The following is a 22,692-nucleotide window of genomic DNA, read 5'->3' as shown; positions in this document are numbered from 1 at the left end:
GGTTATACATTTGATTGTGACTCCTGAGGTCGCGGGTTCGATCCCCGTCGGCCACCCCAGATTCTTCCTTGTTTATTAAGGGCTTACAAACTTACCTATGCGAATTTTTTCGTTTCTGTTTCGGTGTGGCAATTTGGGCCTTAATCTATATTAAAGCTTTTTTTCTCGGTGTCCCGTTAAAAAGATTCAAATATTAGCTAGGTGGGTGTACTGGAGCCGATCATAGAGCTTTTGGGTACGGTGGTAGGCAGTGAAGAGTAGCAGATAGAATTTGCTGTCAAGAGAGAGGCTGGGAAGAAGCTCAACTGATCCTACTCCCTTTTGTCATACGATATGAAGACTTTTATGAGTAGCTTGGAAGCAAGCTGGTTATCCAACTTCAGAAAGAAATTTCTAATCTCTGTTCCTATACTACTTTCGCGCCAAGGCCTGAACTTGTGGCTCGGTGAGGGTGAGTCTCTTCTCCATCTTAGCTCCAAGCTTTTTAATCTCAGTTTGAAATCTTTTAGTCTGATCTTACCCAAATGCTTCGAACGCCACGAGGACACACAAGTGAACTGCGTTTACGCAGTTCACTGATGACTCGAATCTGCCGATGGGTAGGCTCCTAGAGGAGGGCATAAGTCAAAGCTGTTTTTTATGGCTGTGTCAATATGGTTCTTACGGTTGGATACCCATCGATTATTCTCAAGATGGGCGTCTACGTCGCGAATTGAAACGGTCTCAAAGGTGTCTCTCGATACATTCTGAATCATATCAGCTTTGGATATATTGCCCAGTTCTTTTACTGGATTGAGCTTCATATTTTTTGTTTGATAATGCGATTATTAGTATGGATCATCGGGCTTATCTTTGGTTTTAGGTCTAGGTTCTTGCAGCTAAACCGCTAAACACCTCCTTTTCATAGGGTGTTTCAGATTAAGATTGAGCTAGTTCATTTAAGTGGTTTTTTTATGGAATTTCCGTTTCGCAGAGATACACCTATGGCCTGCATAATTTGACTACTAGCGCTATAAATTTTTGTAGGTTGGGATACTCTTGTGTCGAAGCTACCCTTCAGAAGCATATAAGTAGCTTTAAGAACGGAGTAATTTCTTCTTTATACTTGCTGCTATTGGTAATTGATACCCGTAGGGTTGATAGTGCCCAGGCATTGTTGGAAAGTAAAAATCTCTTTATTTACTGAGTAGCCACATAGGTATCTGTTATTCGATAGTGCATAATATATATGCGAAGGTTTGCGAGCCTGCTTTACGCGGGCTCACAAGCTGGCTGAATACTATTTAACAAAACTCAGTTACAGCCTTCACCATTGATTTAGCAGATTGCTTTGGGTAATCATTGATTTTATTCTCAATCACATTTTCATCGATAATATTAAAAATTCTTGCCTTATCAGTTCTCTTGTCGAATATCTGTGCCCAGTGAGTAAATGGGTCAGTTTTAGCAATTTGTTCTATCTCTTTATAGGCGTCCTCCTCATTGTGAAATGATCGCTTGAAGTCCTTTATTCCACCCATAAGTAGGTTATAAGTACCGGTAAATAGTGCGTATCTTTCCATGGGATTCTCCAAACTTATAAATCTGGGCTCCGAGTCGGTAGCCTTGGGTAGCTGCTGTCGGCTAAATACGCCGAAGCGCGGTTGGCTAATTTCTCGGCTAGAAGTATGTTTTATCTTTTATAAAACCTACATACTAACCATGCACTCTAATTTAACCCTTTTGTTTATGTATAGAAGCTTAACCAGTACATGCATTTGCATTTTGAGGAGAGTTTTTGTCGTGATCTGCAACATGTTTGCGCAAGAATAATAGGTCTAAATTGTTCTAGGCTTTATATTGTTCGATATATTTTTATTTTGCTTGCCTTAATAGATGAAGGGGGAGGATTTTCAGGTCCTCTCAACCGCTCTTAACCTTCCTGGCTTGATCTAAATGTTTTTTTTAGCTTAAAGGATAGAATTTCCAACTCAGAAGCTTGATCGACATGTCCTTAATTGATAATGGAGGCTTTGTTTAGTTAATGAATTTGGTGGCGATATTTTCTAGATTTGTGCATTAGTACTTAATATTTTAATGTACGATATTGCTTAAAATAGATGGGTGCATTTAGAGTGGGTTATCAATCAGGTTTAAGTACTTTAATGGTTGATTCTTTGGTTGGGTATACGTGAACAAAAAGAGCCTTGAAGGCTGTAAGAGTTACTTTTGTATCTCTTATATAGTTTAAATAGGTTGAATGAGTCAATTCGTGCTTTGTATGTGAGGGAAATAGTATGCCTAATACTATTTCTCTGTAGTATCTATTTTGGATTGGCTTTTGTTTGTGTCTGAGCAATAGTTCTTCTCTTAAAACATAGGAAACTTCTAAATGAACAACGCGCTCAAGATCGTTACTTGTCTGGTTTTATCAATGATGGCTTATAATAAGGTTTTGGCTATTGATATCCTTGCTCACAGAGGAGCTTCTGGTGAGTATCCTCAAAGCACCATTCTGGCTTTTGATATGGCATTGGAGCAGGGGGCTGATACTCTAGAGTTGGACATACATTTGTCAAAAGATCAGTTCATTATTATCAATCACGATGCAGATCTTAAAAAAAATGTAGGTGTCTCGGATAAAATAGAAGATTTGACTTTGGTAGAAATAAAAGCATTGGATGCTGGGCATGAGTTTACCCTAGATAATGGCGACAGTTACCCATTCCGAAACCAAGGGCTCGTCCTCTTAACATTAAATGAGCTATTTGAGAGCTACCCTAATGCCATTTTTAATATTGAAATTAAACCAAATAATAAGGTCCTATCAGAAATACTATGGCAAGTAATTGTTGACTATAGAATGGAGCAGCAAGTTACTGTGGCTAGCCAGCATAATAGGGCTATGGGCCATTTTCGTGATATCAGTGGGGGAGAGATTAGAACGAGCGCAACAATCGGTGAACTTATAGAGGCCAGTCTAGCCTGGAGTTCGGGCTTTGGATGGGCTTTCAAGCCGGACTTTGAAGTTGCCCAACTGCCATACAGTATTACCACTAAGCCCTATGTTCGCTTTTTTCAGAGTAAAGGCGTGGCCGTCGATCTCTGGACAGTTAACGATATAGATGACATTGAGCGCAGTATATCCCTTGGTGTAGATGGGATTATTGGTGATTTCCCTGGGCGAGTTTATCAACTACTTGAGAGTGCTGGAGAACGGTAATTTTTCTCGATGCGAGTCAGAATTGCCGAGTACAGAAATTTTCTTGTAAAAGAATAATGAAGTTAGTGTTAACTTGATAATTTCAACCTTAAAAAGTCAGTGCTTTATTGACTTTTTAAGGTCCTAGGAGACGGTGATATCGATCTTTATGGGCAAAAGTAGCATACAAAGAGTTTGTGTTTAGCCTGGAGGCAGAAATCTACATACTTCATTGAGCCTACCGAAACTTCAGATTCAACAATTAATGAGGGTTGGGAAAGACCTAGCTGCAATCTATTTCGGTATACAAAAAAAGTACTGTTGGGGAGGTGTGCTCTGATACCGACAGGCCTCCACTTTCTAATACTTACATTGTTAGTCGATAATTCGACCTTCGGTTTGCTGTATGCAATCCGTCGGTGAGACTGCAATTAGAAGCTAGCATTCTCTACAGGCTGTTGTGTCAATTTCCAGGGCTAGCCCGCTGTCGACGACATTGTTTCTAGAAGAAATATGGCTGGCCATTTTTTGAGCCATTTTCATTCCATTTTTTGTCGTATCTCTGGATCCAATTATTGCAATGCTAGGCTACTTAAGTAAGCTAATATTACCGCGTGCACATACAGTCGAGAGGGAATTGGGAGTGTCTTCTAGTCCATAGGGATATTTGCAACTACCACGTTGAATCTTGACTACTACCATTGTGCAAGCCAAAAGAGTCCCCATACTTTCTAGCAAATCTCATTAACGCGTAGACAGCTAACAAAAAGTCATAGCCGCAACACATGAGGCTTTCATATCAGGTTTCTTTCGGCCTTTGAGTGACCCCGCGTTTATAATACAAATCCTGTTGGAGAAACAGTAGGCTTCTGAAATGAAGCTTTGTTTTGGGTGCGGGGCTGGGAATGTAATGTCATAGTTGCCTTAAGTTATACAATCAGATTTAGGGCGAGACTTGTTGAAAACGATGAGTTGACAGTTTAAAAATAACAGAAAGCCCTGTAATTGGTGTCTTCTGGTAATGGATTTTTTGTGAGATAGACTTGTGCCAAAATAGAAGAGAGCTAGGGCTGTATATGAGATGTTATTAGGTATACATTTTGCTGAAGTTGGAAGTTATTCTATTGATATCATCTGCGTGGATAAAGATGTTCATCGTATAGTAATAATTGTTTGCGTGCGACGCAGATGTGTCCTGTTCGTTTGTTGCTTATATCTCCTCGACCTTTAATTTTTTAAAGCTCGCGGGAGGTTTGGTCAAGAAAATGATAACTTCTGACCTCCTATGACTGTTTGAGAGTTGTGCCGTAATCGAGGTTTTAGTCCGCTCGGGTTGAATACAAAATAGGTGGTATTAGATTGATTTTTTAATTTTTCCTCTTTGTGCTTCGAACTCTTTTCATTTAAGCTGTGGTGGAATCGGTGCTCGATAAGTTCAGTTGTTATTAGTCAAATATACTGGAGGGGGAATATGTACAATACTATCCTTTGCGCTATAGAAGCGTCTCAAGAAGGGAGGTATGTGTTGTCTAAAGCGGTAGAATTATCTAAGAAATTTGATAGCAAGCTAGTAGTTTTAAATGTGCTGCCTTATAGCTTCCTGCCCAAGGATTATCAAAAAGAGCTGAAAGAGAGTGCAATTCCGAAGTTTGAGGAGATTACGGAAGACTTTGGGGTTAGCAAGAGAAATCGGGCCCTTAAAGTGGGAAAGCCTTATGAGGTTATCTGTAAGGAAGCTGAAAAAAGGAAGGTGGATCTGATAGTTCTGGGAACTCACTCCAAGAAAGGTTTGAGTTCCCTGATTGGTTCTACCGCTAATAGCATAGTGAACTATGCACATTGTGATGTAACTTTGGTTCGAATCTAAGTTATAGGGCCATAGTCGATTTAAAGTTTGCCTTCTATTCGTTCCTTATTAGTGATCACGCTTTTTGTAGGCCGGGCAACCGGAGTTTGCCCGGCCTATTTTGAATGTTGCTGTTTAGTTGGACGTAGCTTGGGCCGGGTAATCTGGCTCCTCGCCCTTGACTTCATTGTCTTCTGAGGCGGGAGCATTACGCAGCACCAAAAAGCCAGCTGTCCCAGCGATAACCGATGCTAATAGAATGCCGGCTTTCGCCTGAATAAGCAGTTCATTTTGCGAGCTAAATGCTAGTTCGGCGATAAAAATGGACATGGTGAACCCAATACCTGCGAGCAATGCTACACCGACAATATGTTGGAAATTCGCCGCTTTGGGTAATTGGCCCCAACCTAGCTTCCAACCTACCCAAGTGGCCCCTACAATCCCAAGCAACTTACCGACCACCAAGCCAAAGATAACCCCGAGAGTGACCGGGTTGAGTACTGCTTCGGAGCTGCTGAAGCTGTCGACCGGAATTCCCGCGTTAGCTAGTGCAAAGATAGGTATCACTACAAACCCGACCGGTATGTGCAGGCGAGTCTCCATTCGTTGTAGCGGAGATTGGGCTAAGTTCACGCCATTACCCAAGCCCATTACGCGAGCTCGTAAATCATCGTTAGCGATAATCTTGTCGCCTGGGCGGAAGCAGCGGTCGAAGCTGCGAATGATATCTTTTACGAAGGTACTAAATGCTACAGGATCGTATTTTGGCTTGGCAGGTAGTGCCATAGCGGTAATGACACCAGCGAGAGTAGCGTGGACACCGGCTGAGTGAAGTCCGTACCACAATAGACCTCCAACAAAGACATAGGCTGCGGATCGGCGAATACCCGCAGCATTGAGAAGCCCGAGCACTATAACCAGGCCACCTGATGCGATGAGCGCTGTCATGTTTACTTGCTCTGTGTACCAGATGGCAATAACGAGAATTGCCCCTAAATCATCTACGATCGCTAGTGCGACCAAAAAGGTCACTACTGCTCGTGGTACACGGTTGCCTAGTAGTGCAATACAGCCTACCGCAAAGGCAATGTCTGTTGCCATCGGGATACCCCAGCCTGGACCGGCTTCGGTACCTAAATTAAGGGAGCTGTATAGTAGGGCGGGCACCACCATGCCGCCGATAGCGGCCATCACAGGTAGTACTGCCTGACGGAGATCTGAGAGTTCTCCCACAAGAAACTCTCGTTTTAATTCCAAGCCTACCAGAAAGAAAAAGATGGCCATTAGGCCGTCATTGATCCAGTGATGCAGGGAAAGGGAAAATGTCCAGTCTCCTGCACCTATCGCAATAGGCATATGAAGTAGGTGCTTGTAAGCCTCTTGCAGAGGAGAGTTGGCAATAATCAAAGCGATAAGCGCAGAGAGCATTAGTAATATACCACTGCTGCTTTGGCGATGAATAAATTCCTCAAAAGGAGTAACCAGGCGACCAAATGCCTCTTCTAGCGGGGCTTCAAAAATTTTTCCTTTGCGAATTTTAAATCTATTTAAAACCCCTTTACTCATCGTTGAGCATCCTCCTTTATCGGCTATAAACCCTAAGAAATATAGGGCTGTTTTTTCTCAATTCAGGCCCAAAGATTACCATGGAACTTGTATTTTTAACTAGATTAAAGCGCGTCACTCGGTAGCCGGTCGCAAATATGATGAATGAGAAAACCTGCGCAATTGTTGGGGGTTTGTTTGCTTCGTGTGAGAAAGTTGAGGGTGTTGATGATTTGAAATTAAATGACGCTTTTTATTGGAAGGTGACAAGCTTGAGTCTAAGGCCATGAAATTTTAGTGTATTCGGATTGTAAAGAATAATAGTTTTTTATGTTAGCTATAATAATCAATTGTCTATGGATTTGAATGGTCTACTTTGGTTTGCCTAGCTAGTCCAATAGGGTAGCGATGTTCCTAAGTTTCTTTGCTTGAGGTTAAGGAGGGTAGCATTGTATAGGAACCTCCTTGCCAAATTTCCCTAGCTGCTATTTGCTTTCCTGCTGATGATTCAACGGCATATAGTTCATTGGAGCGAGTAAAAGGGGCTACCGGAAAGGGCTTACATCCCCGGTGAGAATTTATAGATTTACAAAATATGTAGATGGGTATTGGTTGCGAGCGTTTGTGACTAGTGATACTTCTTGCTCCATTCTTTATTTCACTCAATAGCTAATAGAAGTACCTAGTTATAGATGGATTAGTGTAACAACCTGATGTCCCACTCAGCCTTAGCGTAACGAAGGGATGCTAGTGGCAGAATGGTTTAATGATGCTGCCTGCAGTAGTACCACTGGAGCAGATTCCAAGCAAAAAAGTCCTGTCTATAGAGTTATTTTGCCCATTCGGCCCCACTATTAGAACAATGCCACTTTGTTGCTTATGCACTTAAGACTTTGAGTTGAATAGACACGTTATAACAGAGGGCTTTACGCTTACCGCCCAAATACTCAATAATTAGCGCCCACATCACAGGCAGGCATTGGCACAGAGTGCAGTGAAATGCTTGATACCTGTGACACTAGGATTGTATTCAAGATTTGGAGTAATCAGTGACAGCTACAGTTGAGCAAAAAGCGACCAATGTCCATTGGCATGAGGGTGATGTGACCCGCGAAAACCGGGCGAGTATCCTCGGCCACAAAGGCGTGACCCTCTGGTTCACCGGCCTTTCGGGCTCTGGTAAGAGCACTGTGGCTGTTGCCGTAGAGAAGGCTCTGGCTGCTCGTGGCGTGCTCAGTTACCGTCTGGATGGCGATAACATCCGCTTGGGCATCAATTCTAACCTTGGCTTCTCAGCTGAGGACCGCCAGGAAAATATCCGACGTGTAGGCGAAATTTCCAAGTTGTTTGCGGATACTGGCGTGGTTGTTTTATCCAGTTTTATCAGTCCGTACCGTGAAGATCGTGATTTAGTAAGAAAGATGCATGAAGCAGGAGATCTTCCGTATATGGAAGTGTTCGTAGACTGCCCACTGAAAGAGGCTGAGGCACGCGACCCCAAAGGCTTGTATAAGAAAGCTCGCGCAGGTGAGATCAAAGGTTTTACTGGTATAGATGATCCCTATGAGGCACCTGTTTCACCAGAATTGCACCTGAATACTGCTGAAATGACTCTTGAAGAGGAAGTAGAAGTGATTCTCTCCACTCTCCAAGAGAAAGGCATTATCGCTAAAGACTAGGCGGTACTGCTTTCGAAAAGGGGATCAGGAGATTCCCTTTTTTTGTTTTTGTCCTAAAGATATTTGCGCTTCTGCGCATCGCTCTACAAGTCCTGCCTCTCTTTAAGTCTTCCTCGGCGCCAACTGCCAGTAGCCTGGGACATCCGTTCATATACTCAAGCTGTACAGAAAGTGATGTTTCCTGTGGAGGCGCTTATGTCCGTTAGGAGAGGCTGGATACTCTCTATTTTGCTCTTGGTGCTAGTGGGCCTGGGGGCAGCAGCTTGGTATGGGTATAACCAGCTGCCAAAAGTCCACGGGAGCGTAGATGCTCCGGTGTTGAAGGTTCCTGAAGGGGTGTTGGACTATCAACCTGCGCCAGCTTATTCCGGTCCTCACCCCCGAATGATGTCCCGCCCGCCTGAATATTTCCCATTTCCTATTGGCTTGGGAGAAGTAGGGCCTGTAGAGACTCTATTCAGTGGCCCAGCCAGGTACCCTCTTTATTGCGGGAAAAACAATATTACAAATAAGCAGCCCCTGGTAGATAACCAGGATGGTGAAGGGGTGCCTATCTTTGCTCTAAATGATAAGGGCAGGAAGACAAAAGAGGTTATTGGGTATAGCCGGGATTGCAGTCACGCTACAGAGGTTACCTATTTTTACCGTAGTACCACTGATGGCCAGTTTCACTATCTGCATGAGGCCAGAAATGATATCGATAAGGTGACGGTAAACGGGAAGCAGGTAGATTTTATTGTTCGTGTAGAGACAGGCACGATCAACCGTCACTTTTATGCAATAGCAGTATTGAGGGGCGAGGGTGAGTCTGCAGGTAGGCCAAGTGGTAGTAACTGGAATAAGCGGCTGATCTATCAGTTCCGTGGTGGCGTAGGCATTGGAGGGCGCCAGGGAAAAATCAACAAAGGAGATATCACCACGCGGCGAATGGATGAGCTTGCGCGCGGTTATGCGATTGTCTATTCGACCGCCAATCAGACTAGAAACCACTACAACATGTGGCTGGCAGAAGACACTGCTCGTAGGGTGAAAAAGCAATTTGTATCGTTATATGGGGAGCCAATGTACACCGTTGGCATTGGGGGGTCAGGTGGAGCGATCCAGCAGTATCTATTTGCGCAGAATGCACCGGGCCTCTTAGATGCTGCTATCCCCTTGTATTCCTACCCAGATATGGTGTCCCAAACAATTTATGCCTTCGACTGTGAGCCACTGGAGTACTTTTTTGACATTGTGGATAGGCAGAATCAGCGCTGGAAAAAAGCAGAGGAGCGCACGGTTATCCAGGGGTTAGCTGCCAGTGAGAATGGTTCAAGTAAATTTGGAGTGTTGAGCTTTTTTGCTGGGATTTTTGATAGTCGTTACCGAGATAGGATGCAGGGAACCACTGAATGTGTCGAAGGGTGGCGAGGCTTAGTACCGTTGGTTAATAACCCTAACTTTGTTCACTTTGCTAAGAGTTTCGCTGCTGAGGTTGTCCCAAAAGTGCATTGGACGCACTGGGAGGACCTTCGCCAATTTTATGGTGCAAACGCATCAGGGTACGCAAATAGTTCTTGGGACAATGAGGGGGTGCAGTACGGCCTGAAAGCCCTGGTGAACGGCGAAATCAATATAGATACATTTTTACGTGTCAATGCTGCTGTAGGTGGCTGGAAAGTGCCAGAAGACCAGAGCCAAGAGCAGTTATGGTTTATGAATGGGAATATGTTTCCGGTTCGCTTGTCCCTTTGGAGCGAGCAAAACCTCAATATGGGAACACTCCAAAAGCCGGCGAAGCGCAGCCGCGCAAGTCTGGAGGCTATTAATGGAATATATCGTTCCGGGCACGTTTTCCTGGGGGATGTAGAGATTCCTATTATTGATTTGCGGCACTACCTCGATAAAGAGCCTGATATGCACCACAGCTCTGCCTCTTTTTCTGCACGCGAGCGTATTCGGCGCGCCCGTGGACATGCGGAGAATCAACTGATTTGGATGAGTGACAAAGGCTACAACCCGCTGCATGAGGCGCTGGATTTAGTTGACCGTTGGATGCAGAGCATCATAGAAAACCCAGGTAAAGGTGTAGTGGAAAACCGCCCGGATGACGCCAATGATCGATGCTTTGACAAGGAAGGAAATTTGCTAGCGTCTGGAGGCAAGGTCTGGAATGGCCCCTGGAATAGCCAGGCTCCCGGGAAGTGTATGAGGGTATACCCGATTCATAGTACATCAAGGCAAGTGGCGGGGGCACCGGTGACCGATGATGTCTTTAAGTGCGCTCTACAGCCGGTTGAGCGGGCGTTGGCGAAGGGGATCTACGGTCCATTCACTGAGGAAATTTCCAGTCGTGTGGCAGATCTAAAGAGAATATTTCCTACTGGTGTGTGTAATTACAACGAGCAAGACTTGGCCCGCCCAAAAGAGCAGCTGATACCGAGGGGGATACCTGTGAAGATAGCTGGGCATCTGCTAGACCCAGACTATCGGCAGGGTAAGGTCTTGCAGGGAGCAAGTACTGAAGAGGCTGAAATGAGGGGGGTTCCTGTCTCTTTACCAGACGAATCGGATGGAAATTAATCGGACGTGATTATTTGGCGTGAAAATTGTTGACAGGAATCTACAGTCGGGTAATATGCGCGTCGCTCAAGGGGGCACGGCCCCTATAGCAAAGAGCACCGGGTGGTTAGCTCAGTTGGGAGAGCGACGGCCTTACAAGCCGTAGGTCACAGGTTCGACCCCTGTACCACCCACCAACTTCCATAGAGGAAGTTTACTACCGAGGACCGGTAGTTCAGTTGGTTAGAATGCCGGCCTGTCACGCCGGAGGTCGCGGGTTCGAGTCCCGTCCGGTCCGCCAGATACGAAAAAGGCCCCCTCGAGAGAGGGGGCCTTTTTTTATGGCGGAAAAATAAGCCTGAGGGGGGCAGACTGGAGCTTTAGTTCATTTCGCCCAGTGTAAGATGGCTCGACAGATTTGATTTTCTATATGGCTAACTTGCCCTTACCGATTGGAAGTGTGCTAAGGATTCAATCTCAATTTTCTAATTTTAGGCTAGTGGATTTGAGCATTGGCAGGAATATTGTGGAACACTGTTTAGTCTTTCTCGCCTGAAAGAGGGTGAAGCCAGTAAAGGTTTTCCTTTTGCAGGGGCGCGATTTAAAAAGCCTTAGTGGCGCCTGTCAGTCGAATAAAGAAGGGTGCCAGTAGGGAAGCTTGCTTAATTAGAATAATTGATTTCGGCGATTAGTTTTGGTTTTCTGATAGCAGCTGGCTGATAATGATTTGCTTAATAAGTGCGATTTGCCTTGGCTAGATTAATGACTGGTAATTGTGGTGATGTAATTTTTGGTAAATGTAATACCGCTTATTAAGTGTCAGTTGCAGGCTTTGGGTTCGATGTTGTTTTATTAGGAGTCCTTCACCCCTTGCCTGAAATGATATGTAGAAGGGGCGTATCTTTCAGAGCAATGGTTTTTTGCTTTGATTTACAAAGCTCGACCGTATGAATTAATGGGTGAATCTCTGAGTATTTACCTGGTAAAGAGGGCTATACAAATTCGCTACTTAACTTGCCTCAATTTGAAAAGTATTCTCGATGCAGCACGGGCAATCCCTTATCAAAGAGTTGATAGTGATCAGTTCTCAGGGATTGAGCTATGGGTTCGTCGAGATGACCTTTTGGACCCTCTAATTTCAGGAAACAAGGCCTATAAGCTCCTATACAACCTAACGGAAGCGAGCGAGAGGGGCTTTGAGGTCCTGATTACTTGCGGTGGCGCTTGGTCAAATCATTTGCATGCCACCGCAGCAGCGGGGGCGCGGTTTGGATTTCGTACAGTTGGTGTTGTTCGTGGCCAACGACCGCCTGTGATGAGTGGCATGCTTCAGGATGCAGAGCGGTTAGGGATGCGATTAATCTTTATCTCTCGACAAGAGTACCGACTTCGCCATCATCCCGATTTTTTGGGGCTAATTGGGCTAGAGCCAAACTGCGGGCTCTACATCCCGGAAGGTGGGGCAAACTTTGCTGGAGCAAGGGGGGTGAGCCTGTTGGGTCAAATTATTGAAGAGACAGCCCCGATTAAATTCGACCAGCTCTGGGTCGCTTGTGGCACTGGGTTAACTTTGGGCGGGCTGAGTTCATCTATAGACAGTTTCCCGGTACATGGTGTTGAGGTATTAAAGGCCGGGGACGGCATTCGTAGAGAAGTGCGACATTGGCGGGCGGTGTTGTCGGGAGGCAATGCCTCTGATAATTCATGTATCACTATGAATAATATTCATTTGACCAATCAGTATCACTGTGGAGGCTATGGCAAGTACCCCGGTCGGCTGTTGGATTTTCATCAGTCTTTCGAGCGTCAGTCCGGTATCCCCTTGGATCCTATCTACACTGCAAAACTTTTATATGCTCTTTCTCAAGAGGTCCGCGCTGGCCGTATTTGCAGCGGATTTAAGGTTTTAGCTCTGCACTCTGGGGGACTGCAGGGTCGGCGCGGATTCCATTGTGCCGACTGAATTAAGGGTGTGGTCATTCGACGGTGCCCGACCTCTGACTTGTCATCCGTAATTCGACTCACGTACCAAGCTAAGGCATAATTGCCTGTCACATTTAGAGAAGCTATGACTATCGGACTTACCTGGTAGTGGTGGGTATCAAGTTGGCAAAGTGTTATTTGTAAGGCCTTGGTTCGGCCACCCAGAGGGGAAGCGGTGTCGGAATTTTTTAATATCGGCTTGATTGGCCGTATAGAGAGTGATAGCGCTGTACTATCACTCAAGCGTTTGAGCGAGTTTCTCGAGAGAGGAGGCTATGCGGTTGTACTGGAGAAGGAGACTTCAACTGCGGTCACAGCCAATAATGCTCGCGTATCTTCTAAAGAAAAGCTGGGAGAGCTCTGCGACTTAGTAATTGTAGTTGGTGGGGATGGTAGCCTGCTAGCTGCCGCTCGCGCCCTGGCTAAATTCAGCGTTCCCTTACTCGGAATTAACCGTGGACGGCTGGGTTTCCTCACTGATATTACCCCTGATGAGATTGAGCAAAAAGTTGGTGAGGTATTGTCTGGTAAGTATATGGCCGAAAGCCGTTTTCTACTTGATATGTCGGTGACCAGAGAGGGCAAGCCTATTGGCAAAGGATCCGCCCTGAATGATGTGGTGCTGCATCCGGGCGAGTTTATCCGCATGATCGAATTCAACCTTTTCATAGATGGTCAATTTGTTTATACCCAGCGCTCTGATGGATTGATTGTCTCTACACCTACAGGTTCTACCGCTTATGCCCTTTCTGGTGGAGGACCGATTATGCACCCCAAATTGGATGCTATCGTCTTAGTTCCTTTGAACCCACACACACTCAGTAGTCGTCCGATTGTTGTGGAAGGGAGCAGCGAATTCAAAATCATAGTGGGTGAACACAATACCACAAACCCCCATGTTACTTGCGATGGGCACGATCAGGTCATTACAAAGCCTGGAGATGTTGTACGTATTCATAAGAAACCGCATCGGTTGACACTGATCCACCCGATTGATCACAACTTTTACGAAACATGCCGTTCAAAGCTAGGTTGGCTGAACTGATGATTTCATTTCGGAGTTACTAGATATGTCTGAAGCTTTTATAAAAAAAATTAAGTCCAAAGAAACTATAGTTGGGATCGTGGGTCTCGGCTACGTCGGCTTACCACTTTCAATTCGTTTTGCTGAGGCTGGGTTCGTTACAGTCGGATTTGATATCGATGAATCAAAAGCAGAAGCAATCAATGTGGGAAAGTCCTATATAGAGCATATTCCATGCGAGCAAGTTCGTAATGCAAGCGAGAAGGGCTTAAGTGCGACTACTGATTTTTCAAAGATGCTGGAAGTCGATGCGTTGATTCTTTGTGTTCCCACTCCCCTTAATAGATATCGCGAGCCGGACCTCTCTTTTGTAACTGGAACGCTGGATAAAATGCTGCCTTATCTTCGTAAAGGGCAATTGGTATCGCTAGAGAGTACTACGTACCCTGGTACCACTGAAGAAGAAGTGGTGCCTCGAGTAGAGAAAGCTGGACTGATTGCTGGTAAGGATGTGCATATTGTCTATTCGCCTGAAAGAGAGGATCCCGGCAATAAAAATTTTAGCACTCAGAATATTCCAAAAGTATGCGGTGGATATACAGCAGCGTGCCTGAATGCCGGAGTCGCACTTTATAATGAGGTCATAGATAAAGTAGTTCCTGTTAGCTCGGTGGGAGCTGCTGAAATGACAAAGCTGCTTGAAAATATTCATAGGGCGGTAAATATAGGCTTGGTTAATGAGATGAAAATTGTTGCTGATGCCATGGGAATTGATATCCACGAAGTGATTCGAGCTGCCGCAACAAAGCCATTTGGATTCACTCCGTACTATCCTGGTCCGGGTCTAGGGGGACATTGCATCCCTATTGACCCATTTTACCTAACCTGGAAAGCAAGGGAGTATGGCCTACATACTCGTTTTATTGAGTTGGCTGGTGAAATTAATACTATGATGCCAGAATGGGTTGTAAATAAGGTAGTCGCCTCTTTAAATAGTGTAAAAAAGTCAGTAAATGGCAGTAAAATTCTGATTCTAGGTATTGCCTATAAGAAAAACGTAGATGACATGCGAGAATCACCATCTATGGAGCTCTTGCGAATGTTACTAGATTTGGGTGCGGACGTATCATATTCTGATCCGCATGTACCCTCAATTCCTAAAATGCGTAAGTATGATTTCTCAATGTCAAGCGTCAACCTTAATCAGGTTGATTTGCTAAATTATGATTTAGTCTTGCTAGCAACAGACCATGATGCGTTTGACTATGAATTACTCGCTGAAAAATCACAATTATTGGTTGATACAAGAGGTCGTTATACAAAGAAAATAGGTAATATAGTAAAGGCATAGTTATAATTAATTCGGGCTGTTAATAGATTTGGTGAGATTGATTGAGCTTAATAGTCCGAATATTCACGGTCTTGGATGTAAATTCCCAGCAACGCTCTTGTCAAGCGTGTTTATCATACGCATTGGCATTTATTTTGGTCCTGATTTTGAATGATGAACTCCAAATCCAAAGATTATAAGGCCTCCTTAATTGAAGATCCAGGCCATTATAGTTTGCTAATGCAAAAAAATATTGAGTTAAGATTACTTAAGAGAAAAGTACGTGAAATACATATGCAGCTTTTAGTTTCTGAGAAGCAAAAAGAGATATTAAAAGAGGCGTATGAGGATGTAAAAGCTGGGTTTATTTTTCGGGCAGGTGAGTTGGTAGTCAGCAGTAAAAAAAATCCGTTGTCTCTTATTCGACTAGTTAGAGACCTTTATTTATTAAGATGTGAAGTTAGAGGTGAGGTAGCATTAAAAAATGGAGATATTTAAGTTGGTTGTATGCCTGTCTTTTCAGAAGGGATTTATTGTTATAGGAAATTTCTAGGACTTTGTGTCTATCTATATTGAGGCTGGCTTACTGATATGACATTTGATTATTTTATATAAGGGTAGAATTTTATCGGCGAGCGTAAACGTTTCTTCAATAATTTCGAGCTCTGTACATGATGAATCAAAATGAAAAGTTGGGTAGGAAGGCGATAATATTAGGTGGAGCCAGCTCTGCTTTGGTAGCCGAAAGAGCTATTAATTCTTTATTGCCGCAGGTAGAGCATATAACTTATCTGAGTTTTTCTAATCGTGACAATTTAAATCAAAATTATAGCTCTCAAGTTAAATTTAAGCGGATAAATGAAAATGCTATATTGGAAGAGCTGAGCTATGAAATTGATTCGCACCACGGATATATCCTGATCTGTCATAACAGCTTGATCTACCCCAATAACTATGCTGCTTGCCTTTGTGGATATATTGAGGACTTAAAGCGGCAGGCGGTTGTGGGTATTCAAGGAGGGCTATATAAATTTGGCCATGAAAATAGCGCCATTCATCCATTTTACGCCTCAGATAAAAAAAAATCCCCTACTCAAGTCCATTTCCTTAGTATATTTGGCTCGGCCTTTCATCGTGATGTTTTTTCGAGAGGAGTTCTCGAACCCTTAAAGTCTATCAACTTTATGCTGGGATTTTATAATTGTACAGAAAACTTCCCGCCTTTATTCTTAGTTCCAGGAAATAGAGATTTAATAAACAACTCTAAAAATGATTTTGGCATTTGGCGGTTAGAGAAGAGTCTAGAGAATTTAGAGAGTGCTTGTTTTGAGGGGGCTGATAGTGATTGCACTGGTTTGCTGTCGAGTAGAAAAAGCTCCTTAAAAAAAGTACCAGGAAGAGAGAAAGTAATTATAGCCATAAAGACTTATAATCGACTAGATTATTTGTCAGAGTGCCTGAAAACTTGGTTGGCATCTGCTGACCCTAAGTATGATTGGGTGGTGATTGTGGCTGATGATGGTTCCACTGACGGCACTCTAGAATATTTAGAAATGCTCGATTTTCCATTTGAGCTGCATATTTTAAAAAATAGAAGAAAGTATGCAGTAGGCCAGACTAATACTATATTTGATCTTTGTAAAAACATTGGTTTTGATTTTGCTTTTTTGATAGATGATGACTTGCTCTTTAAAAAAAAGGGGTGGGATTCTCTCTATATTAATGCTATCAAATCAAGTGGGTATGCCCATCTATGTTATTTCAATCCAGAAATAAAGTATGAAAACGAAGACGTTAATAGTCTAGAAGATATTAATAAAAATAGAGTCGTTGATCCATCAGGTACGTGTGAGGCTTTTGTTGACTGTTATAGTTGCATGGGTTGTTTGTTTACTTTTACTGAAGTAGTACTTGAAAAGGTCGGTTATTGTGACGAGAAAAATTTTCCGGTAAGAGGTCAATGGCATATAGATTTTTCAGCTAGATGTTCTCGCTTAGGCTTTAACAAAGAGGCTTCATTTTTCGACGCCTTGGGGAGTAATCACTATATTACTCTTCAGCATGAAAACAGTAATGACTATCGTTGTGCTATTTCCTGGGGAAGCCAATATGCTTCCGTGACAAATAGAGAAGAAAAGCAGAGAAGATACAAGGTTATCTATGATGATAGCCGTCTTTTCATTCCAAAGAAAAATGTTTGATATTATGAGAAGTTGTGAGGGATAAGTTTTGAATATCTTTGTACTATGTACAGGGCGATGTGGGTCTATGTCATTTGCAAAAGCTTGTGAGCATATGATCAATTATACATCAGGGCATGAATCTCAGAGTGGTTTGCTTGCATCTCAGAGGGGGAGGTTCCCCGAATTCCATATTGAAGTTGATAATCGCTTGTCATGGATGTTGGGTTTATTGGAAAAACAGTATGGTAATGATGCGTATTATGTACACTTAACTCGAGATCGGGTTCAAACAGCTCATAGTTACAATAAAAGATGGGACTTTGAGCAAAGTATTATGCGAGCTTACTCCCATGGAATTCTGATGAGGGATTCAGGCGGGCTGGATGAATGTTTAGATTACTGGGAAACTGTTAACTCTAATATTGGTGCATTTTTGCAAAACAAATCCAATAAAATACAAATTAATTTAGATAATATTGAGGTTGAATTTCCTAGGTTTTGGTCAGATATAGGGGCTGAAGGAGATCTTGAAGCTGCCCTGACAGAGCTAACAGCTATACATAATCCTTCAAAGAAAGATGCAGTTTCAGGTTATGTTGAAAGCCAGGCGAATAATTTGAAGGAAATCTTAGAAAATGAGTTTCTTAATGTTAGGGAAACCTTAGACGAGATTATAAGTTATTCTTCACTAAATTCTGAACTGAAAGATGTAGTTAATAAAAATGAAGAGAAGCTAAAAAGGAAAGAGGAAGAGCTAAAAAGGAAAGAAGAAGAGTTAAAAAATACGAAAAGGGAGCATGAGAAATCTCTAAATAATGTAAGAGACTCATTAGGTGAGCAATACCAGTTAATCTTGAATAGCAACTCATTTAAGATTGGCCAAGTGATAGTAAAAGGTATAAGGTTCCCGCTTTTATTACCTCTAAAAATAAAAAGGTATCTTTTATCTTTTAATAGGGCCAGGCATAAAGGCTTAGATCTTAAAGAGGAGCATCAACCCAATGCTCATTTTCAAAAGGAAAAATTTGTAAATAAAACTAAGTCCACCAACAGTAGGGGGGTGCAGGTCACTAGCCTTGAAGCTGGTAGCACTGCAGAGTCGGTAAAATATAGTAATGTCCTTCCGTCGCGATATAAGAAGTTACATGGAAAGCGGGACCACTTTAGAGTAGAGCCTCTCAATGTTGAAAAGAAAAAGCCAGTTTTTGCTTTGTGTGTGACAACATGGAATAGGCAAGAGTACATACAAAAATTCATAGAAACATTTGTTGCTACTCGATCAGATAAATTTCACTGGGTTTTAGTGGTGGCAGATGATGGATCTACAGATGGTACCTTAGAATACTTACAGAATTTACATATATATAATTGCCAAATTATTTTGATCAAAAACAAGAATAAGACGATTGCGGGACAATCAAATTCACTTTTTGATGCATCTAAGTCATCAAATTTTGATTTTGGTTTGATGTGTAACGATGATATCTATTTCTTAAAAGAGGGTTGGGATTCATTATATTATGAAGCCGCAATTCATAGTGGCTTTGGGCACCTTGTGTACCACAATTCTGAGTGGAAGAAACCAAAGCATAGTAAGTCAACAGAGCTTTTAAGCTCATCGGTCTCTTCAATTGAAGCTATGGGGTGTCTATTTTCTTTTACCCCTGAAGTTCTAAACAAGGTTGGTTATTTTGACACATTGAGCTTTCCTTTTAGAGGGCATTCTCACATGGACTTTACGGCTCGCTGCTGCCGTGCGGGTTTTAATAGCAGTGAAACTTTGTGGGATGCAAAGGGTTCTGAGGAGCTTGTAGGGATGTGGCAGAGAGAAAACTACAAAGAGACAGTTGATTGGAGTAGTGAAAAAGTTAAACAAATATTAAATCCTCATGAACGAGCTCGTAGGATGGCGCTTGTACAAGATGATAGTCGCCAGTTTATACAGCTGAGCCATAAGTCTCCTTTCTCTTCGCGTAGCCAGATTCTTCTAAGCCCTCAAAACTATCACCTTGAAGCGCGATTAATAGAGAGCGGTCACTTTTCAATGGGCTATGGTTTGAATCAATACGTGGATGCCGTTTTTGTCCTAAATTTGACTGAACAAGTAGAGAAATGGAAAGCTGTTTCGACCAGATTCGCCAAACATGGAGTTCAAGTTGAGCGTTTCGATGCTGTAAATGGTTATTCTAAAAAATATAAAAAAGATTGGGATAGATACTTTGGTGGGGGGTTGACTCACCCGGTAGAGAAGCAGATTAATCGAAAATTAATACAGTCTCCCGGAGCATGGGGCTATTTATTAACAATGAAAGGCCTACTTCAAGAAGCTAAAGAGCGGAGACTAAAAAGAATTGCAGTTTTTGATGATGACGTTATCTTGCATAAAGACTTCCAAAGAAAGCTTGAGGAAGCTTGCTTCGAGCTGCCTACGGACTGGAAGCTTGTTTATTTAGGCTGCACTCAATTAGAGAGAAGTAAAGTCTCAATGTACTCAGGAAGCTTATACTATCCAGGTGGTGGAGCTGATGGGAGCTTTGCATACATGATTGATCACACTTCATTTGATTTTCTTTTAAATGAGCTTAGTAAATTTGATTGGCCTTTTGATTCTGGAGCACTTAGATCACTTAATAGATCTTATCAAGAAAATTCATTCGCCATTTATCCAAATTTGGTAATAGCCGATGTAACTGAAAGCTCAATTCGGGAAACAAGAGATCAGCTAGAGTTTTCACAAAAAGCTGGTTGGGATTTAAGTTTATACGATTTTCCGTATTATTCACACCCACTAAAATTGGGGTTAAAAAATTCTGAGCAGGAAGAATTTAATAAGTTGAGAATTGATGTTGTTATTTTGATTGACAACTGTGAAACAATGTCTCGTTGCCTAAGTTCACTTTCGAATCAATCCTTTGAACATTATTCGATCATCTTTGCACTGGAAAAAGAATTTTCTGAATATTGGTCATCTGAATTAAAGCTTTACATGAAGTATAATACTAGAGTAAGTAATATTATTTCTAAATGCGAAGGTGATTCAAGTAAGGATTTCTTCGATAGAATTATGGGAAAGTGTAAAGCAGAATTAACGACTTTTATTAATTCTACGGATATTCTTGCTAACGACTACTTAGCTCGTATGGAAGCGTTGTCAAGAGCGAGCAAAAGTATGGTTGTTCCTACTGGGGTTACACAGGGTGTGTCAGGTAAAGGGGCGACGTTTGACTCTGTAGTTCAAGGAAATTACTCAACTGTAACTGAAATATTTAGTCGTACTCTGTTTTCTAAAGAACTTCTATTGGATAAGTCAGATTCCATCTGGTCTAGTGCTCCTTGTATTTTTGAAAACCTAGAAGATCTTGTAGTAAATGGGAAAGAAAATTACTTAAAACAAGAAAGGTGCCCTTATATAGTCATCGAGACGCCTTAGAAAAGATAAATGCCGGAATAGATAATTTATTGCATTTAAAAGGCGCCTAATATTAATTAGGTGCCTATATTTTTTTATTCTTGAGATTTTAAAAAAATGGAGTATAGACGGGATATTGATGGGTTGCGCGCTTTAGCAGTTTTACCTGTCATAGCTTTCCATGCGGGAGTTACTAATATTTCCGGAGGATTCGCTGGTGTTGATGTTTTTTTTGTGATTAGTGGCTACTTAATTACAGGTATCATATTGGGGGAGATTTCCAAGGGTACATTTAGTTTTTTCGATTTTTATTTGAGGCGTGCACGAAGGATTCTCCCGTTATTATTTTTTATTGTTTCACTTTCAGTTTTTCTTGGAGTGCTCCTTTTCCCCCCTGAGAGAGTGTTAGAATTATCTATTACAAGTTTATATGCACTGTTGTTTAGTTCGAACTTTTATTTTTACTCTAATCAGGATTATTTTTCCCCTGAGGCAGAATTAAACCCGCTTCTTCATACTTGGAGCCTGGCAGTTGAGGAGCAGTATTATCTTTTCTTCCCAATTTTAATGGTTCTTTTGTGGAGAAATAACATTCGTTTTGGGGTTGTGGCCGCACTGACTACTTTCAGCTTTTTTCTAGCTGACTCACTTTCTACTCGATTTGTTAATGAAGCATACTATTTGCTACCATTTAGAATGTGGGAGATTGGTGTCGGGGCACTTTTGGCATTTAGGCGAGAAGATGTAATGCCACTTCAAAGGTATGCATCATATATTCAGATTGCTGGCTTATTATTGATTCTCTCTTGCTACTTCTTGATAGACTCAACTCTCCCCTGGCCTAGCCTATACACGCTTCTTCCGGTACTTGGTGCCGCAATGATTATAGGTTGGAAGAGTTCCGGTCTAATAAATAAATTATTATCTTGTCGTTTGCTTGTGAAAATAGGCCTTATTTCCTATAGCCTATACTTGGTTCATCAGCCAGTTATTGTTTTTTTAAAAGAGTTGATTGAAAGCGAAAATATCATTTTTTGTGTTTTTGTTTTTTTTGTCTCATTTGTGTTCGCTATTCTTTGCCATTATTTAATTGAGCGGCCTTTTCGCCAGTCCAATTATAACATTGGGAAAGTTATCGGGGTGTCTAGCTTGACGCTAACCCCGTTTATATTGAGCTTTGTGTTGATTCAAAGTCAAGGGTACCTTAATGAAAAGAAAGATGCTGTTAAAGATTTCTTTGAAGCTCATGAGAATGAAAAAAATTCAGAATTTGTGAGAGGTAAGTACAATAGCCAGTCTTTTGATAGCTTCCCTACCAGTAAGAAGCCTAATCTGCTGATCGTCGGAGATTCTTTTTCACAGGACTTATATAATAGTTTAGATTCTACTGGCGTTTTGGATTATTACAATGTGGTAACCTATTACGTTCATGTTAAGTGCCAAATTTATTTATCTCAGGCTGACCATAAAGACTCAGACTTTGAATATGTTCTAAAAGCTGATAAGGCGTTTTGTAAAAACGGTAAATCTATACGAAGAAATCTACAGATTTTTGAGGAGGCAGATATAGTAGTCTTTGCAGGTATGTGGAGAGACTGGGCTGCGGAGAATATTGATAATACTATCAATCTATTGCCTCTAAAAGAGCAACAAAAAATATTTGTAGTTGGAACTAAATGGTTCCCTAAGCCTAAGTTGGAATATTATTCTAGACTTGACAATAGGCTGGAGAGAACTTTTCAGCCGCCAGAATCAGTAAAAAATATCAACTCAATATTAAAGAAAAAAAGTAGTGAATTGCTATTTATCGATCAAATGAGCGTTTTATGTAGTGATGGCGTTTGTCCAGAGTTTGCTACAGAGGAGAGTTTAATTTCCTATGATGGAGGACATTTGACTCCTTCTGGAGCTTAAAAAATTGGCAAACTACTTATAAACTCAACTGGTTTATCTTGTCTTAAATTTTTGTGT

Annotated in this window: 15 protein-coding genes and 2 tRNA genes; 13 read left to right on the top strand and 4 right to left on the bottom strand. The window is 42.1% G+C overall.

What is annotated here, in order from left to right:
• Window positions 1-1,283: 1,283 nt before the first annotated feature.
• Entirely contained in the window at window positions 1,284-1,562 is a 279-nt protein-coding gene (locus tag ACJJIN_RS08750; RefSeq protein WP_444897731.1) for a hypothetical protein, read from the bottom strand.
• Between the two features lie 809 nt (window positions 1,563-2,371).
• Between ACJJIN_RS08750 and ACJJIN_RS08745 the strand changes: the two genes are divergently transcribed.
• Window positions 2,372-3,202 carry a glycerophosphodiester phosphodiesterase family protein gene (locus tag ACJJIN_RS08745; RefSeq protein WP_444897730.1) on the top strand — a complete coding sequence of 277 codons (831 nt, stop codon included), beginning with the start codon at window positions 2,372-2,374 and terminating at the stop codon, window positions 3,200-3,202.
• Window positions 3,203-3,348: 146 nt separating this feature from the next.
• Here ACJJIN_RS08745 and ACJJIN_RS23410 read toward each other — a convergent pair whose 3' ends face one another.
• Complete coding sequence (locus ACJJIN_RS23410) at window positions 3,349-3,612, bottom strand: DNA-processing protein DprA (protein ID WP_507019903.1); 264 nt, start codon at window positions 3,610-3,612, stop codon at window positions 3,349-3,351.
• Window positions 3,613-3,619: 7 nt separating this feature from the next.
• Window positions 3,620-3,757 (bottom strand): DNA-processing protein DprA, encoded by a 138-nt coding sequence (locus ACJJIN_RS08740; RefSeq protein WP_444898240.1) that lies wholly within the window; start codon window positions 3,755-3,757, stop codon window positions 3,620-3,622.
• An 895-nt stretch (window positions 3,758-4,652) separates the two neighbouring features.
• Between ACJJIN_RS08740 and ACJJIN_RS08735 the strand changes: the two genes are divergently transcribed.
• Window positions 4,653-5,048 carry a universal stress protein gene (locus ACJJIN_RS08735; protein WP_413662467.1) on the top strand — a complete coding sequence of 132 codons (396 nt, stop codon included), beginning with the start codon at window positions 4,653-4,655 and terminating at the stop codon, window positions 5,046-5,048.
• Between the two features lie 114 nt (window positions 5,049-5,162).
• Here the strand turns inward: ACJJIN_RS08735 and nhaA are convergent, their stop codons facing one another.
• Window positions 5,163-6,593: a Na+/H+ antiporter NhaA gene (gene nhaA, locus ACJJIN_RS08730; RefSeq protein ID WP_444897729.1), complete on the bottom strand. Its 1,431-nt coding sequence runs from the start codon at window positions 6,591-6,593 to the stop codon at window positions 5,163-5,165.
• Between the two features lie 1,028 nt (window positions 6,594-7,621).
• On the opposite strand from nhaA, the gene cysC reads away from it, so the two are divergent.
• From cysC to ACJJIN_RS08675, 11 genes are all read left to right on the top strand, one after another.
• Entirely contained in the window at window positions 7,622-8,251 is a 630-nt protein-coding gene (gene cysC, locus ACJJIN_RS08725) for an adenylyl-sulfate kinase (RefSeq protein ID WP_282932285.1), read from the top strand.
• A 195-nt stretch (window positions 8,252-8,446) separates the two neighbouring features.
• A complete protein-coding gene (locus ACJJIN_RS08720; RefSeq protein WP_444897728.1) occupies window positions 8,447-10,813 on the top strand; it encodes a DUF6351 family protein in 2,367 nt (788 codons plus the stop codon).
• A gap of 100 nt (window positions 10,814-10,913) precedes the next feature.
• Window positions 10,914-10,989 (top strand) — tRNA-Val (locus ACJJIN_RS08715).
• 27 nt (window positions 10,990-11,016) lie between these two features.
• Window positions 11,017-11,093, top strand: a tRNA-Asp gene (locus ACJJIN_RS08710).
• Window positions 11,094-11,747: 654 nt separating this feature from the next.
• The gene (locus tag ACJJIN_RS08705; protein ID WP_444897727.1) at window positions 11,748-12,755 is read left to right on the top strand and encodes a 1-aminocyclopropane-1-carboxylate deaminase/D-cysteine desulfhydrase; all 1,008 of its coding nucleotides are present in this window, start codon (window positions 11,748-11,750) and stop codon (window positions 12,753-12,755) included.
• 195 nt (window positions 12,756-12,950) lie between these two features.
• Window positions 12,951-13,820, top strand: coding sequence for an NAD(+) kinase (locus ACJJIN_RS08700; protein ID WP_444897726.1), 870 nt, complete (start codon window positions 12,951-12,953; stop codon window positions 13,818-13,820).
• A gap of 25 nt (window positions 13,821-13,845) precedes the next feature.
• The gene (locus ACJJIN_RS08695) at window positions 13,846-15,150 is read left to right on the top strand and encodes a nucleotide sugar dehydrogenase (RefSeq protein WP_444897725.1); all 1,305 of its coding nucleotides are present in this window, start codon (window positions 13,846-13,848) and stop codon (window positions 15,148-15,150) included.
• Between the two features lie 150 nt (window positions 15,151-15,300).
• Window positions 15,301-15,627, top strand: a complete 327-nt coding sequence (locus ACJJIN_RS08690) for a hypothetical protein (protein ID WP_444897724.1) — start codon at window positions 15,301-15,303, stop codon at window positions 15,625-15,627.
• A 173-nt stretch (window positions 15,628-15,800) separates the two neighbouring features.
• On the top strand, window positions 15,801-17,330 hold the full coding sequence (locus ACJJIN_RS08685; protein ID WP_444897723.1) for a glycosyltransferase family 2 protein: 1,530 nt from the start codon (window positions 15,801-15,803) through the stop codon (window positions 17,328-17,330).
• A gap of 67 nt (window positions 17,331-17,397) precedes the next feature.
• A complete protein-coding gene (locus ACJJIN_RS08680) occupies window positions 17,398-20,742 on the top strand; it encodes a glycosyltransferase (RefSeq protein ID WP_444897722.1) in 3,345 nt (1,114 codons plus the stop codon).
• Between the two features lie 96 nt (window positions 20,743-20,838).
• Complete coding sequence (locus tag ACJJIN_RS08675) at window positions 20,839-22,635, top strand: acyltransferase family protein (protein ID WP_444897721.1); 1,797 nt, start codon at window positions 20,839-20,841, stop codon at window positions 22,633-22,635.
• Window positions 22,636-22,692: the final 57 nt, after the last annotated feature.

It is taken from the genome of Microbulbifer maximicatervae (SeqCode) (assembly GCF_052467505.1).
The sequence above is the reverse complement of the archived record's forward strand: the minus strand, read 5'-3'. Positions and strand labels throughout refer to the sequence as shown.

Excerpts from the sequence above, each read along its gene's own strand:
- ACJJIN_RS08690 (WP_444897724.1), top strand. The coding sequence starts at position 15,301 with ATGATGAACTCCAAATCCAAAGATTATAAGGCCTCCTTAATTGAAGAT.
- ACJJIN_RS08745 (WP_444897730.1), top strand. The coding sequence starts at position 2,372 with ATGAACAACGCGCTCAAGATCGTTACTTGTCTGGTTTTATCAATGATG.
- ACJJIN_RS08695 (WP_444897725.1), top strand. The coding sequence starts at position 13,846 with ATGTCTGAAGCTTTTATAAAAAAAATTAAGTCCAAAGAAACTATAGTT.
- ACJJIN_RS08750 (WP_444897731.1), bottom strand. The coding sequence starts at position 1,562 with ATGGAAAGATACGCACTATTTACCGGTACTTATAACCTACTTATGGGT.
- ACJJIN_RS08685 (WP_444897723.1), top strand. The coding sequence starts at position 15,801 with ATGATGAATCAAAATGAAAAGTTGGGTAGGAAGGCGATAATATTAGGT.
- ACJJIN_RS08675 (WP_444897721.1), top strand. The coding sequence starts at position 20,839 with ATGGAGTATAGACGGGATATTGATGGGTTGCGCGCTTTAGCAGTTTTA.
- ACJJIN_RS08735 (WP_413662467.1), top strand. The coding sequence starts at position 4,653 with ATGTACAATACTATCCTTTGCGCTATAGAAGCGTCTCAAGAAGGGAGG.
- ACJJIN_RS08680 (WP_444897722.1), top strand. The coding sequence starts at position 17,398 with ATGTCATTTGCAAAAGCTTGTGAGCATATGATCAATTATACATCAGGG.
- ACJJIN_RS08705 (WP_444897727.1), top strand. The coding sequence starts at position 11,748 with ATGGGTGAATCTCTGAGTATTTACCTGGTAAAGAGGGCTATACAAATT.
- ACJJIN_RS08720 (WP_444897728.1), top strand. The coding sequence starts at position 8,447 with ATGTCCGTTAGGAGAGGCTGGATACTCTCTATTTTGCTCTTGGTGCTA.
- nhaA (WP_444897729.1), bottom strand. The coding sequence starts at position 6,593 with ATGAGTAAAGGGGTTTTAAATAGATTTAAAATTCGCAAAGGAAAAATT.